General features: G+C 74.5%; 13 protein-coding genes. 10 read left to right on the forward strand and 3 right to left on the reverse strand.

All coding sequences use genetic code 11. From position 1 onward, the window contains the following. Positions 1-119: 119 nt before the first annotated feature. From ACIBO8_RS09325 to ACIBO8_RS09340, 4 genes are all read left to right on the forward strand, one after another. Complete coding sequence (locus ACIBO8_RS09325) at positions 120-1,589, forward strand: S8 family peptidase (RefSeq protein ID WP_396114618.1); 1,470 nt, start codon at positions 120-122, stop codon at positions 1,587-1,589. A gap of 21 nt (positions 1,590-1,610) precedes the next feature. After that, positions 1,611-2,909 (forward strand): hypothetical protein, encoded by a 1,299-nt coding sequence (locus tag ACIBO8_RS09330; RefSeq protein ID WP_396114619.1) that lies wholly within the window; start codon positions 1,611-1,613, stop codon positions 2,907-2,909. A gap of 88 nt (positions 2,910-2,997) precedes the next feature. Continuing rightward, positions 2,998-4,974: a S8 family serine peptidase gene (locus ACIBO8_RS09335; protein WP_396114620.1), complete on the forward strand. Its 1,977-nt coding sequence runs from the start codon at positions 2,998-3,000 to the stop codon at positions 4,972-4,974. After that, complete coding sequence (locus ACIBO8_RS09340) at positions 4,974-5,753, forward strand: hypothetical protein (RefSeq protein ID WP_396114621.1); 780 nt, start codon at positions 4,974-4,976, stop codon at positions 5,751-5,753. Before ACIBO8_RS09335 ends, ACIBO8_RS09340 begins: the two co-directional genes overlap by 1 nt. A 4-nt stretch (positions 5,754-5,757) precedes the next feature. On the opposite strand, the gene ACIBO8_RS09345 is transcribed toward ACIBO8_RS09340, so the two are convergent. After that, entirely contained in the window at positions 5,758-6,099 is a 342-nt protein-coding gene (locus ACIBO8_RS09345) for a hypothetical protein (RefSeq protein ID WP_396114622.1), read from the reverse strand. A gap of 67 nt (positions 6,100-6,166) precedes the next feature. Here ACIBO8_RS09345 and ACIBO8_RS09350 point away from each other — a divergent pair, with 67 nt between their 5' ends. Then, positions 6,167-6,874, forward strand: coding sequence for a YdcF family protein (locus ACIBO8_RS09350; protein ID WP_396114623.1), 708 nt, complete (start codon positions 6,167-6,169; stop codon positions 6,872-6,874). A 41-nt stretch (positions 6,875-6,915) separates the two neighbouring features. Then, the gene (locus ACIBO8_RS09355; protein WP_396114624.1) at positions 6,916-7,617 is read left to right on the forward strand and encodes a glycosyltransferase family 2 protein; all 702 of its coding nucleotides are present in this window, start codon (positions 6,916-6,918) and stop codon (positions 7,615-7,617) included. Here ACIBO8_RS09355 and ACIBO8_RS09360 read toward each other — a convergent pair. Both ACIBO8_RS09360 and ACIBO8_RS09365 read right to left on the reverse strand, forming a co-directional pair. Next, positions 7,614-9,446, reverse strand: a complete 1,833-nt coding sequence (locus ACIBO8_RS09360) for an ATP-binding protein (RefSeq protein WP_396114625.1) — start codon at positions 9,444-9,446, stop codon at positions 7,614-7,616. The two genes, ACIBO8_RS09355 and ACIBO8_RS09360, sit on opposite strands and share 4 nt — an antisense overlap. Next, complete coding sequence (locus tag ACIBO8_RS09365; RefSeq protein ID WP_396114626.1) at positions 9,443-10,135, reverse strand: response regulator transcription factor; 693 nt, start codon at positions 10,133-10,135, stop codon at positions 9,443-9,445. The genes ACIBO8_RS09360 and ACIBO8_RS09365 overlap by 4 nt, the downstream gene beginning before the upstream one ends. 92 nt (positions 10,136-10,227) lie before the next feature. Between ACIBO8_RS09365 and ACIBO8_RS09370 the strand changes: the two genes are divergently transcribed. From ACIBO8_RS09370 to ACIBO8_RS09385, 4 genes are all read left to right on the forward strand, one after another. Next, complete coding sequence (locus ACIBO8_RS09370) at positions 10,228-11,364, forward strand: efflux RND transporter periplasmic adaptor subunit (RefSeq protein WP_396114627.1); 1,137 nt, start codon at positions 10,228-10,230, stop codon at positions 11,362-11,364. Next, on the forward strand, positions 11,361-12,059 hold the full coding sequence (locus ACIBO8_RS09375) for an ABC transporter ATP-binding protein (protein WP_396114628.1): 699 nt from the start codon (positions 11,361-11,363) through the stop codon (positions 12,057-12,059). Before ACIBO8_RS09370 ends, ACIBO8_RS09375 begins: the two co-directional genes overlap by 4 nt. After that, positions 12,056-13,252, forward strand: coding sequence for an ABC transporter permease (locus tag ACIBO8_RS09380; RefSeq protein WP_396114629.1), 1,197 nt, complete (start codon positions 12,056-12,058; stop codon positions 13,250-13,252). The genes ACIBO8_RS09375 and ACIBO8_RS09380 overlap by 4 nt, the downstream gene beginning before the upstream one ends. A gap of 61 nt (positions 13,253-13,313) precedes the next feature. Beyond that, positions 13,314-13,541, forward strand: coding sequence for an SDR family NAD(P)-dependent oxidoreductase (locus tag ACIBO8_RS09385; RefSeq protein WP_396114630.1), 228 nt, complete (start codon positions 13,314-13,316; stop codon positions 13,539-13,541). Positions 13,542-13,608: the final 67 nt, after the last annotated feature.

Raw genomic sequence — 13,608 nt, forward strand, 5'->3', positions numbered from 1 at the left:
AAAAAACGGACGGGCCGGAGCATTGCGCTCCGGCCCGTCCGCCGTTCAGGTGATACCTGCTGTCGGGAACTGCACCCAGCCGTTCTCTGCGGCTCTGACCTGGGCATACCGTCCCGCGCATGGCGTTCGCGGACGGCGGTCACCGCTCCCGGCTGATCGGCGACCTCGACCGGTCACCGGACGAGGGGCCGGACGAGCCGGTGCCCGTCCTGCTGGAACTGAACGTGCTCTACCCCGGTGGCCTGCAAGCCGTCACCGAGGCCTTCGCCGAGCTCTGGGGCGGCCGTACGCCGGCGCCGTCGAAGGTCACGGCGAAGCTCTGGCAGAGCGTCCTCACCCGCGCGCAGCTGCACGAGATCATGACCGCCGACCGCCGGGCCGCGGCCGCGGCGGACCGGCCGGTGATCGTCTTCAAGGCCTGGCCGGACTATCCGCTGTACGCGCAGATCGACAGGTCCGCGCCGACGGTCAAGGCGGACGCCGCGTGGCGCTCGTACAACGCCCGGGGGCGGGGCGTGGTCTGGGCGGTGGCCGACTCCGGCATCGACGCCTGCCATCCCCACTTCTCCGGGCTCGAGCTCGCCACCGATCCGCGTACCGGAATGACCGCGGGCCTGCACCGCGACTTCACCGCCCTGGTCCGCCTGCCGGGCGACCCGGCGCCGGACCCCGAGTCGCCGCTCACCGACGCGCAGGGCCACGGCACCCACGTCGCCGGGATCATCGCCGGCGCCACCCCGCCGGGCCGGGTCGCGCACGTCGCCGCCTCCGAGGAACCGCTCGACGGCGGGTACGTCCAGCGCCTTCGCGTCGGCACCCTGTGCGGGATGGCGCCGGAGTGCGAGCTGGTCAGCCTCAAGGTGCTGCGGCGCACCGAGCTGGGCACGTTCGTCACGTCGTCGGCCGCGGTCATCAGGGCGCTGGAGTACCTGCGGACCGAGGTGAACGCCGACCCGGCCGTGCTGCGCGTGCACGGCGTCAACATCAGCCTGGGCTGCCCGTGGGATCCGGAGCACTACGCCGCCGGCCAGTCGCCGCTGTCCCGGGCGGTCAACCAGCTCGCCGACGCCGGTGTCCTGGTGGTGGTCTCCTCCGGCAACGGCGGCGGTGGCGTCGGATCCCGGGCGGACGGCACGGCGATGCTCGGCACGATCACCGAGCCCGCGCACGCCGACCGGTGCATCGCCGTGGGCTCGACCCACCGCGAGGCGCCGCACGCCTTCGGCGTCTCGTGGACCTCCGGCAAGGGGCCCACCCTGGACGGACGCCTCAAGCCCAACGTCGTCGCCCCCGGCGAGTGGATCACCTCCGCCGCCACGGGGCTGGTCCGGTCCCGGGCCGGCCTCGACGATCTGCCCGCCGACGATCCGGAGCGGCTGCTCACGTACGCGGAGCAGTCCGGCACCTCCATGGCCGCACCGCACGTCTCCGGTGTGCTGGCCGCCTTCCTGTCCGCCCGCCCCGAGTTCGTCGGGCGCCCCCGCGAGGTGCAGCAGTTGCTCATGGCGACCGCGACGGACCTCGGCCGGGAACGCTACGCCCAGGGCAGCGGGGTGGTGGACCTGATGCGGATGCTCGCCGACGCGTGAGCGCCCGGAAAGGACCGAGCCATGAACCAGTGGGAGTTGCACTACGACCGCGACGGCACGCTGACCACCCCGGCCGAGACGACGTTCCTCGACGACCTCGCCGCCCGCGGGATCACCGACCTCTTCGTCTTCAGCCACGGCTGGGGAACCGGTGAGCGGCGCGCCCGGAACCTCTACGACTCGCTCTTCCCGCTCATCGCCGCGCTGGCGCCACCGACGGCCGGGTTCGCGGGCATCTTCTGGCCCTCGCTCTGGTTCCCCGACCCGCCCGCGGAGGCGACCGCTCAGGTGCGTGCCGCGGTGGAGGCGGACCGGCCCGGGGCGGCCGACGCGGTGGTGGCCGGCAAGGAGGTCGCCCAGACCCTGCTCGCGTCGTTCGAGCCGGCCCGGCAGGCCGCCGTGACCCGGATGGGCGAGCTCGTCGACGAGGGCACCGCGGGCGTGGGCACCGATACACCCGCGGTCCAGCAGGCCCGGCTCGAGGAATTCCACTCCCTTCTGGGTACGGTCTTCGCCGCGTCCCACCTCGAGCCGGAGGACGCGGGCGGACGGTCGCTGCTGCTCGCCGACGATCCGCGGGCGGCGTACGCCCGGATCGCCGACATCCTCGGCAGCGCGCCGCCCGACGGCGACGCGCAGGGCCTCGGCGACCTCTTCGGCAAGGTCTGGAGAGGGGCGAAGGACGCGCTCCGGGTGGGGTCGTACTTCGAGATGAAGGCGCGGGCCGGCGACGTCGGCCGCCGCGGCCTCGGCCCGATGCTGGCCCGCCTGCACCAGCGCCTGCCGCAGGTCCGGGTGCACCTGGCCGGCCACAGCTTCGGCGCCCGGCTGGTCTCCTTCGCGCTGGCCGGCATCGGACCGGCGGAGCAGAGCCCGGTCGCGTCGCTGTGCCTGGTGCAAGGGGCGTTCTCGCACTACGCCTTCACCCCGCTCAGCGGCATGCCGTTCGGCAACGCGGGCGCCCTGCACGCCGTCGCCGACCGGGTACGCGGCCCGCTGACGGCCACGTTCAGCCCGCACGACTGGGCGGTCGGCCGCTGGTACCCGAAGGCGTCCTTCCTGGCCCGCGACGACGCGGCGGCAGACGTGGACCCGGCGATGCAGTGGGGTGGCATGGGCGCGCACGGCTTCCAGGGCGCCATCCCGGCCCGGGAACTCACCCTGCTGCCACCCGGTTCCCCGTACGGCCTGACCGCCGGAACGTTCCACGCCGTCGATGCGTCGCAGGTCATCGCGGACACCCGACAGTCGGCGTTCGCCGGCGCCCACAGCGACATCGTGCACCCGGAGGTCGCCTGGCTCATCGCCGCAGCAACCTGACTGCACCACAGGAGTACTCACCAGCGCCACGGTCGCGCCGATGTCCGAGGTCGCCGGCACCTCGCCGGCGGCAAGGGGGATCTGACCCATGGCGGTGCAGCGGACTTGGTTGTCCGGTGGGGTGCGTACCGTGGCGGCGCTGTGCGCGGCCGCGGCCTTCGGCTCGGCGGCGGTGGTCGCGGTGGCCGGTACGCGGGGCGACGCCGGGGGCGGCGGCTCCTGGACCCCGGTCACCACCGGCCTGGCCGCCGACCCGGCGTCGCTGCTGCCGGCGGAGGTCAGCGCCGAGGAGCCCGCCGTCATCGTCACCACCGTCGTGGACGGCAGCGGCCGGCCGGTCGTCGCCACCCGCCGGGCCACCGACCGGGCCGCGGCCGAGCAGCTCATCCGTGCGGGACAGCGGACGCCGGGCGCCGTGGACGTCGAGCTGGACGCGCCCGTCCGGCTCCTCGACGTGCCGGCCGGAACCGACCGGTACCGCGGCTCGCAGTGGGACTTCGCCAAGCTGGGCATCACGGCGGCGTGGCAGCGTTCCACCGGCGCGGGCGTGACGGTCGCCGTCATCGACACCGGCGTCGACTCCACCCACCCGGACCTGACCGGCCACATCCTGCCCGGCACCGACCTGGTCGCCGGCACGACCGGGACCAGCAGCGACGCCAACGGTCACGGCAGCCACGTCGCGGGCACGATCGCCGCGCTGACGGGCAACGGTACGGGTGTCTCCGCGATCGCCCCGGACTCGCGCGTACTCCCGGTCCGCGCGCTGGACGCCACCGGCAGCGGCCTGATGTCGGACGTGGCCACCGGGATCGTCTACGCCGCCGACCACGGCGCCCGCGTGATCAACATGTCGCTCGGCTCCACCGCGCAGGTGGCGGCGGTCAGCAACGCGATCCGGTACGCCCGCAGCAAGGGCGTCGTCGTGGTCGCCGCCGCGGGCAACGCCCGGACGTCCGGCAGCCCGGTCATGTACCCGGCCGCCGACGAGGGCGTCATCGCCGTCGCCTCCACCGACTCGGCGGACGCTTACAGCAGCTTCTCCAACGCGGGTTCGTACGTCGACGTCGCCGCGCCCGGCACGAACATCCTGAGCACCGTGCCGGTCGCCAAGGGCAGCTATGCCACCTACAGCGGTACGTCGATGGCGTCCCCGCACGTCGCCGCGGCGGCGGCCCTGTTGCTGGCCGCCGCTCCGGGTCTGACCCCGGACCAGGTCGAGCAGACCCTGAAGGACACGGCCACCGACCTGGGGGAGGCCGGCTGGGACCCGGACTACGGCCAGGGACGCATCAACCCGGCGGCCGCGCTGGACGCCGTCGCCCCGAGGACGACCGCGCCGACCACCGCACCGACGACGGCAGCACCGACCACCGCACCGACCACGGCGGCTCCGACGACCGCACCCACGACCGCGGCCCCGACCGTCGCGCCGACCACGGCGGCTCCGACGACCGCGCCGACCACGGCGGCTCCGACGACCGCGCCGACCACGGTCCCGCCCACGACGGCGCCGACCACCCCCGCGCCCAAGGTCGATCTCGTCATCTCGTCGCCGTCCCGGTCCGGGACGGTCCCGTACGGCGCGACGGTCACGACGGTCTTCACCGTCACCGCCGCCGGGCGCCCCTGGGCCGGCCAGCCGGTGTACGTCTGCGCCGGCGAGACGGGTGCCGCCACGGTCTGCACCGCCATGACCACGTCCGCCACGGGCACGGTCCGGGACACCCGGACGGCGACGCGCCGCTTCCAGGTGCGGCTCGTGGTGCCGGGGTCCGAGTCGGTGCGCCCGGCGACGTCCGCGACCTACACGTACACGCCGCGGGCGCAGATCCGGGCCAAGCGGGCCGGTTCCACCTTGACCACGGAGGTGGCCGGAGCCCCCGGCCGGACCGCCCTGGTGCTGCGGTACAACGGCCGTGGCTGGGTCGGCGTGCTGAGCTTCCCCGCCGCCGGCGAGCGGTCGTTCAGCGGACTGCGTGCCGGCCGGTACCGCGTGTGGGTGCCGAGCACGCCGGCCGTGCTCGGCGGGTACAGCGCCGTCGTGTCGCTGAGGATGAAGTGATGCTGCGGCGCCGTCTCGCCGCGGTCCTCGCCGTCGCCGTCGCCGGCTGCCTCGCCGCGGCCCCCGCGCCGGCCTCGGCCACCGCGGCGGCGGGCGACCGCAAGGCGTACGCCACGTGGGACACCCCCGCCCCGCGCTGGAATCCGTGCGCGGTGATCGGCTACCGCTTCAACCCGGCCCGCGCGCCGAAGGGCGCCCTCGCGGACGTCAAGGGCGCCATCCGGCGGATCAGCAGCGCCACCGGCCTGCGGTTCGCGTACCGCGGCACCACCTCGGCGGTGCCGCGTGCCAAGCACGGGTACAACGCCGACTACCCGACGGACACCCAGCTCGTGATCGCCTGGGTGTATCCCGGCAAGCAGAGCGAATGGCTGACGCAGAACAGCCTCGCCGGGATGGCCGGTCCCACGTGGCGCACGGGCTACACCACGAAGGGCGCGGAGAACGGCATGATCAACTGGGCGGGGGTGGTGCTGAACGCGAACATCAAGCTGACCGGCGGGTTCGGTGCCGGTCCCCGCTACGGCTGGCAGGGCACCCGCGGTCAGCTGCTCATGCACGAACTGGGACACGCCGTCGGCCTGGACCACCCGGCGATCCACGACACGAAGCAGATCATGTACGGCACGATGACGCGCAAGAAGGCCGTCTGGGGCGCCGGCGACCTGACCGGACTGAAGCTGGTCGGCAAGGCGCAGGGTTGCCTCCGGACCGAGCCGCCGGGGGCGTCCGCCTCCGCTCTCGACGTCGGCGCGGGCGGCGGTTTCACCCTGCCGTGACGGCTCAGCGCCGGCGGGCCCGCCGGCGCAGGCCGGGCGTCTTGCGGGTCGCGAGGAGCGCCGCGGCCACCACCACCGCGGGTACGGGCGCCCACGAGTCCCCCGGGCCGCCGGAGTCGAGGAGGGCTCCGCAGGTCTCGACCAGCGCCGCCACCGCGCCGAACAGCGCCGCCGGCTTGCCCGCCCCGCCCGCCGCCGCGACGACGACCGCCAGCCACACCGTCACGCGCAGCACCGCGTCGAACGGCTCGGTGGGCCGCAGCAGGGGCAGCACCATGAGCGCGGCAGCACCGGCGAGCGCGAGCACCGGGACGACGGCCCGGAGCGGCGTACGGCGGCGGATCACCGCAGGAGGTTATACCGATGGCTTGAATATGCGGAACCCGCATCGCCCCGGGTACGGTCGGAGAGCCATGCCGTCACCGACCGCCACCGTCCTGCTCGTCTTCGGCCGCGGCGTCACCCGCTCCGGCGACGACTACGTGCTCACCCCGGGCAGTGCGGCACGGGTGCGCGCCGCAGCGGACTATGTCGCCCGGCACTCAGCGGCCTTCCGGCGCGCCGCCGCCGAGGGCCGGCCCGCCCGCATCGTCTTCAGCGGCGGCTGGGCCGAGGCGTCCCTGGGCGCGGCGGAGCCGCCTCCCGGCAGCCGCGAGGGCGACCTGATGCTGCGGGAAGCCCTCGCCGCGGGCCTCGACCGGTGGGCCGACCTGCACGCCGAGACCCGCTCCCGCAGCACCCTCGAGAACATCGTCCACGTGGCCGCCGAGGGGCTGCTGCCCCCGGGGTCCGCGCCGCTGGGCCTGGTGTCCGACGCCTGGCACCTACCGCGGATCCGCTACCTGACGGCCAAGGTGCTCGGCCTGCGGGGCGCCGACCTGATCGATGTGCCGGCGGCCGGGGACGGCGACGGGTCGGAGCGGCTCGCGTACCTCGTGTCCCGGGTCTGCCTCTTCGGTGTCCGCGATCCCGGTGCCCTCGTCCGCCGGGAACGACGGATGGTGGCGTGGCTGCGCCGGGCCGAGCGGGCACTGCGCCGCCGGGCGCGCGCCGCCCCGGTCCCGGCGGAACTGCTCGAACAGGTCACGAACACGCGTTCAGCCCTCGACGGGCGGGTATAGGACCGGCGTCCCGTCGCCCCGGCGGGGCAGGAGGGACGCAGATGACCGTCGTGCTGCTGCCGGTCCACCGGCCGGGACACCACCTGCTCACCCTCGCCGGAGGCCTGCGTACGGCCGGCGGGGTGGACGCGATCGTCGTGGTGGACGACGGCAGCGGCCCGGATGCGGACCAGGTCCTGGCGGCCGCCGCCGGGCTCGGCTGCACGGTGCTGCGCCATCCGGTGAACCGCGGCAAGGGGGTCGCGCTCAAGACCGGCTTCGCGCACATCGCCGGAGCGTTCCCGGGGCAGGACGTGGTCTGTGCCGACGCCGACGGCCAGCACAGCGTCGCGGACGTGCTGCGGGTCGCCGAGCGCACCGCGGCGAGCGGCCACACGGTGCTGGGCGTGCGCAGCTTCGCCCGGATGCCCCTGCGCAGCCGGGTCGGGAACACCGCCACCCGGGTGCTGTTCCGCGCCGCCACCGGCCGGCCGGTCGACGACACCCAGACCGGGCTGCGCGGTTACCCCGCCGGCCTGCTCGGCTGGCTGCGGACGGTGCCCGGCGAGCGTTTCGAGTACGAGATGAACGTCCTGCTGTACGCCTCCCGGTGCGGCCACCCCATGGAACAGGTCACGATCGCCACGACGTACCTGGACGACAACGCGGCCTCGCACTTCGGTGCGGTGACCGACGCGACGCGGATCTACTGGCCGCTGCTGCGCTTCGCGGCCTCCTCGCTGGTGCCGTCCCGGAGCCGCTAGACCTCGGCGGGTGCCGGCGCCGGCGCCGGGGCCGGTGTCACGGCCGGGAGCGTGATCGTGAAGACCGTGCCCGCGCGCGGCCGGCTGGCCACGGTGATCTCTCCGCCGTGCGCCTCCACCAATTTGCGCACGATGGACAGTCCCAGCCCGCTGCCGCCCGTCGCCCGGGTCCGGGAGCTGTCCGAGCGCCAGAACCGGTCGAAGACCTTCGGCAGTTCCTCCGGGGGGATGCCGATCCCGGTGTCACGTACCGCGATCACCAGCCCGGCGCCCTCCACGGCGGCGCTCACCGTCACGCGGCCGCCGGCCGGCGTGTAGCGGATGCCGTTCGACACCAGGTTTCCGACCAGCTGCCGCAGGCGTACGGGATCCGCCTGCACCTGCGGGTCCCCGGCCACCTCGAAGTTCAGCTGCACGCCCGCCGTCTCGGCGGCGCTGCGGTGCGCCTCCGCGACCTGCGCGAGGATGTCGTGGACGTACACCTGCTCCGGATGCACCCGCAGGCTGCCCGCGTCGGCCGCCGCGAGGTCGCTGAGGTCGTCGATGACGTGCTGCAGCAGCACCGCCTCCTCGTGCAGCAGATCCAGCAGCGCGGGGTCGACCGGGGTCAGGCCGTCCTGGGCCGCCTCGAGCCAGCTGCGGATGTTGGTGAGCGGCGTCCGCAGCTCGTGGGCGACGTCGCTGACCATCGCCCGGCGCAGGCTCTCCGAGCGTTCCCGGCGGTCGGCGAGGTCGTTGAGCGCGCGGGCCAGGTAGCCGATCTCGTCGTTGGTGGCCACCGGCACCCGGGCCTGCTGGTCGGTGGGCCGGTCGGCCGCCTCGGTCAGCGCCCGCAGCGGCCCGATCAGGCGCCGGCCGGCGACGATCGTGATCAGGACGGCGACGACCAGCACCGCGCCGGTCACCAGGGCGATCCGCAGCGCGTTGGTCCGCGAGAGGTTGAACACCGGCTGGCCGGGCCCGTCGTCCGGGTCGGTCACGAACAACAGCGCGGGCGGGGCCACGTACTTGTCGAGCTGGGCCTGCCGCGCCTTCTCGATGCAGCCGCGGACCCGCTCCTGCGTCCTGCTGTCGTAGGGGGCGGGCTCGCCGGGGGCCGGAAGGGGGAACGCCGTGAAGTCGGGCCGGATCTCGATGCCGCGCGGCGAGCTCAGGCCCAGGCACGGTGCGGTGCGCTTGGCCAGGTCCTGCAGCGCCTTGCGCTCGGTCGCGGTGGGCTCGTCGTATCCGCGGCAGTAGGCCACCACGCCTTTCGGGTCGACGGTGATAGCGCGCACCGACGGGCGCCCGCTGGGACCGTCGACGATCTCGCCCTCGACGCCCGTGCGGCGCATGCAGCCCAGCTGGTCGGCGGCGATCTTGCGCAGCGCATCCCGCTCCTTGCGGGGCAGCGCGTACGGGCCGACGGCACGCGGATCGATGCGCTCGTCGCCGCCGGTGAGCGCCAGGTCGAGGTGCAACGGGTCGACGGTGGCCGACGGGCGCGCCGCCCGCAGCGACGGCCCGGGCCCGGACTCCGTGATCAGCCGCCGGTCCTCGGTCATCAGCGTGATGCGCCGGCCCGTCTTCGCGGCCCGCTGCGAGACGAGCGTGGTGACGCCGGACCAGTCGGGGTGCGTGGCGGCGTACCCGACCAGCGCGTCGTAGACGCTCTTGTCGTCGGCGAGGGACCGGCCCTGCTCCTGCTGGATCGCCCGGGTGGTGGTCTGGGTGGCCAGCCATGCGGTCGCCACGATCGCCGCGACCGCCACCAGGATCGACGTCGCCAGGAGCCGGGTGATGAGGCTGCGGCGCAGGGGTACGCGGCGCGCGCCGTTACGCGGGCTCACTCGGCGCCGCCGGTCAGTTTGTAGCCGACGCCGTACACGGTGAGCAGCAGCGCCGGCCGGCGCGGGTCCGCCTCGATCTTGCGGCGGAGGTTCATCACGTGCACGTCGATGGTGCGTTCGGTGGAGCTGCGGTCGATGCCGCGGGTGTGCTCGAGCAGCTGCGCCCGCGTGAAGACCCGTCCCGGGTGGTCGGCCATCGCCGCGAGGATGGCGAACTCGCCCGGGGTGCAGTCGACCGGGTCGCCGCCGGCGGACACCTCGTGGCGTACCGGGTCGACGCTCAGCGGCCCGATCCGGCGGACGGCGCGGACCTGCCGTGCGGAGCGGGGCGCCCGGCGCAGCAGCGTACGCACCCGCGCCATCAGCTCGCGCGGGCTGTAGGGCTTCGTCAGGTAGTCGTCGGCGCCCAGCTCCAGCCCGAGCAGCAGGTCGTCCTCGGTCGAGCGCGCGGTCAGCATGAGGACCAGCAGATCGGAGTCGCGGCGCAGCATGCGGCACACGTTCAGGCCGTCGAGCTGCGGCATCATGACGTCCAGCACGAGCAGGTCCGGCGGCTCGCGGCGGGCGTGCTCGAGGGCGCTCCGGCCGTCGTGCACCACCGTGGCCTCGTGCCCCTCCGCCTCGAGATAGCGGCGCAGCACCTCGGCCTGTCGTCTGTCGTCCTCGGCGACGAGTACGTGGGCACACACGTCGGCGACTATAGGTGTGCCGGGCTCACGTTTCCCATGGCAGAAGACATACCTGACAGGATCCTGATATTCCGTGGCCAGGATCCCCGGCCATGGAAGCGAAGTCGGGGCGACGCCGGTTGCTTTCCGGGACGGTCGTGGTCGTGGTGCTGGCCGCGCTGCTCGTCGCGGGCTGGCGGCTGCGCGGCGGCGACACCGCGGAACGCCCGGCCGACGCGCCGATCGAGGTGAAGACGGTCGCGCTGAAGCGGCAGGACATGTCGACGACCGAGGCACTGTCCGGCACGCTGGGTTACGGCACGGCACGGACTGTGACCGGCAACCGCGACGGTACGGTGACGTGGCTCCCGAAGCCGGGTTCCTTGGTCCGCCGCGGCGAGCAGGTGCTGCGGGTGGACGACGAGCCGGTACCGCTGTTCTACGGCACCATGCCGCTGTTCCGTACCCTCTCGGAGCGCAACACCGTCGGCCGCGACGTCCGCATCGTGGCCGACAACCTCCGTGCGCTGGGGTACTCGGTCGGTCGCCGGCCGGCGACCGGCGAAAAGGTGGCCCGGACCCACCCCGCGCCGAAGCCGACCACCACGTGGATCACCGTGCGCAAGGGCGAGGACGTCCTCACCGCCGGCCTCATCAGGGCGATCAAGCGGTGGCAGGGCGATGCGGGACTGGCTGTGACCGGCCGGATAGCGGTCGGCGACGTCGTCGTGCTCGGGGGTGCGGTCCGCGTCGACTCCGTGGCCGGGCAGCTCGGCGCTCCTGCCGGCGGCCCGCTGATGGCGGTCACCCCCACCACCAAGGTGATCACCGTGCCCGCCGACGCCGGCGAGGCCGGCTCGATCGAGCGGGGCGACCGGGTGACCGTCGCACTACCGGGCGACCGTACGGTGCGGGGAAGGGTCACCGCCGTGGGCAGAACGCTCAAGACGGGTGAGGGTCAGAACGGCGACGAGCCGCCGAAGCTGACGGTGACCGTCGCGGTCGACGACCCGAAGAAGGTCGCCCGTCTGGACTCCGCCGACGTCGAGGTGACCTTCGTGGCCGAGACCCACCGGGACGTCCTCGTGGCACCGGTCGGGGCGCTGCTGGCCCTCAGCGAGGGCGGATACGCGGTCCAGGTCCGCGGCGGCGGGCTGGTGGCGGTCGAGACCGGCATGTTCGCCAAGGGGATGGTCGAGATCAGCGGGTCCGGCCTCACCGAGGACACCGAGGTGGTGACCACCTCATGACCGCCGTCCTGTCCCTGCGGGACGTCGGGAAGGTGTACCCGGGCGGCGTCACGGCGCTCGACGGGGTGTCCCTCGAGATCGCGACGGGGGAGCTGCTGGCCATCGTCGGCCCGTCCGGCTCGGGCAAGTCCACGCTGCTGCACCTGATGGGTACGCTCGACCGGCCCAGCACCGGCACGGTGCACATCGGCGGTCACGACACCGCCCGGCTGCCCGATCGCCGGCTCTCGGCGCTGCGCGGGCGCCTGCTCGGCTTCGTCTTCCAGCAGTTCCACCTCACCGACGGCCTCACCGCCGCGGAGAACGTGGCCACCGGCCTGCTCTACGCCGGGGTGCCCCGCCGGGACCGCCGCACGCTGGCCGCCGAGGCACTGGCCCGCGTCGGGCTCGCCCACCGGGCCGCGCACCGCCCGCACGAGCTCTCCGGCGGCGAACGCCAGCGGGTCGCGATCGCCCGGGCGCTGGTCAACCGTCCCTCTCTGGTCCTCGCCGACGAGCCCACCGGAGCCCTCGACACCGCCACCGGGCACGCGGTGCTCGGCCTGCTGCACCGCCTGCACGAGGAGGGGACCACCATCGCCCTGATCACCCACGACCGGGACATCGCCGCGTCCCTGCCGCGCCGCATCGAGATCCGCGACGGCCGCCTCGTCGCCGACAGTGCCCGGGCCACCGCCGCGGTGAGCGCCCGGTGATCCGCCCGGTCCGGCTCGCCCCGCTCGACGTGCTCCACCTCGGACTCGTCGGCCTGCGGACCCGCAAGCTGCGGGCGGCGCTGTCGGCGCTGGGCATCTCCATCGGCATCGCGACGATGATCGTGGTCACCGCCGTCCCGGCGTCCAGCCAGGCCGCGCTCATGCGCGAGCTCTCCGCCCTCGGCGCGAACATGCTGCAGGCCATGCCGGTGCCGGACCAGGACCCGCCGGCCCTGCTGCCCGAGGAGTCGGTCGCGATGGTCCAGCGCATCGGTCCGGTCACGGTGGCGAGCGCGGTCGCCAACACCCATACCCTGGTACGCCGTTCCGACCGTACGGACCCGCACGACGGTTCCGGGCTGACCGTGCTGGCCGCCCGCCTCGACCTGCCCGAGGCGATCAACGCGCGGATCCGGTACGGCCACTGGCTCACCGCCGCCACCGGCAGATTCCCGACCGTGGTCCTCGGCTCGGTGGCGGCGTCCCGGCTGGGCTTCGCGCAGTTGCCGGCCGGCGGCTCCGCACCGCAGGTGATGATCGGCGACCAGTGGTTCACGGTCGTCGGCATCCTCGCGCCCACACCGCTGTCACCCGACATCGACCGGTCGGTGCTGGTCGGGTGGGAGGCGGCCCGCAGCCGGTTGCGCTTCGACGGCCACCCGACGGTGATCTACCTCCAGGCGCAGGAGGATCGGCTGGAGGCGGTCCGCGCCGTGCTGCCCGCGACGATCCACCCGGAACGCCCGGGACAGGTCACGGTGACCCGCCCGTCGGACGCCCTCGCGGCGAAGCGGGCGAGCGAGCACGCCTTCTCCTCGCTGCTGCTCGCCCTGGCGGCGGTCGCGTTGCTGGTCGGCGGCATCGGCGTGGCCAACACCATGGTCATCTCGGTCCTCGAGCGCCGGGCCGAGATCGGACTGCGCCGGGCGCTGGGTGCCCACCGGGGGCAGATCCGCGCCCAATTCCTCACCGAGGCGGTGGCCCTCGCGGCGCTGGGCGGGGTGGCCGGCACGGCGCTCGGCCTGGTGGCGACGGTGGCGTACGCCGCGTACCACGGCTGGCCGGTCGTCGTTCCGGCACCCGCGCTGCTGGCCGGCGTCGGCGGCGCGGTCGCGGTCGGAGTGATCGCCGGCGTCTACCCCTCGGTACGCGCCTCCCGGCTCACGCCCACCCAGGCGCTCGCCACGGTGTGACCCGGTGGCGTGAACCCGGCCCGCCCGGGTAGCTGACACCCGGGGGTGAAAGGGGTGCGGCATGCCGAAGCTGGTGTCCGAACAGGTCGTCGTCATCAGCGGGGCGTCGAGCGGGATGGGCCGCGCCGCCGCGCGGGCCTTCGCCGCCCGCGGCGCCCGGGTGGTCTGCGCCGCCCGCCGGCAGCGGGCGCCGCGGGCAGGTGCACGGCAGCCACCCGGGGCCGGGTGCTGCGGCACAGCCTGTTCACCCGCCTCGTCGGCCGGCGGCCCCGGCCGGGCGAGCTCCTGACGGCCGCGGTGAGCCGCCTCCCACGACGGCGCGGGGATTGGTCTCCCGCGGGGCCGGGTAAGGCACA

Source organism: Actinoplanes sp. NPDC049681 (genome assembly GCF_044465265.1).
In the GTDB taxonomy this organism is placed as follows: domain Bacteria; phylum Actinomycetota; class Actinomycetes; order Mycobacteriales; family Micromonosporaceae; genus Actinoplanes.

What these genes read in the sequence shown, in the direction of transcription:
- ACIBO8_RS09325 (WP_396114618.1), top strand. Translation starts at nt 120, where the DNA reads ATGGCGTTCGCGGACGGCGGTCACCGCTCCCGGCTGATCGGCGACCTC.
- ACIBO8_RS09330 (WP_396114619.1), top strand. Translation starts at nt 1,611, where the DNA reads ATGAACCAGTGGGAGTTGCACTACGACCGCGACGGCACGCTGACCACC.
- ACIBO8_RS09335 (WP_396114620.1), top strand. Translation starts at nt 2,998, where the DNA reads ATGGCGGTGCAGCGGACTTGGTTGTCCGGTGGGGTGCGTACCGTGGCG.
- ACIBO8_RS09340 (WP_396114621.1), top strand. Translation starts at nt 4,974, where the DNA reads ATGCTGCGGCGCCGTCTCGCCGCGGTCCTCGCCGTCGCCGTCGCCGGC.
- ACIBO8_RS09350 (WP_396114623.1), top strand. Translation starts at nt 6,167, where the DNA reads ATGCCGTCACCGACCGCCACCGTCCTGCTCGTCTTCGGCCGCGGCGTC.
- ACIBO8_RS09355 (WP_396114624.1), top strand. Translation starts at nt 6,916, where the DNA reads ATGACCGTCGTGCTGCTGCCGGTCCACCGGCCGGGACACCACCTGCTC.
- ACIBO8_RS09370 (WP_396114627.1), top strand. Translation starts at nt 10,228, where the DNA reads ATGGAAGCGAAGTCGGGGCGACGCCGGTTGCTTTCCGGGACGGTCGTG.
- ACIBO8_RS09375 (WP_396114628.1), top strand. Translation starts at nt 11,361, where the DNA reads ATGACCGCCGTCCTGTCCCTGCGGGACGTCGGGAAGGTGTACCCGGGC.
- ACIBO8_RS09385 (WP_396114630.1), top strand. Translation starts at nt 13,314, where the DNA reads ATGCCGAAGCTGGTGTCCGAACAGGTCGTCGTCATCAGCGGGGCGTCG.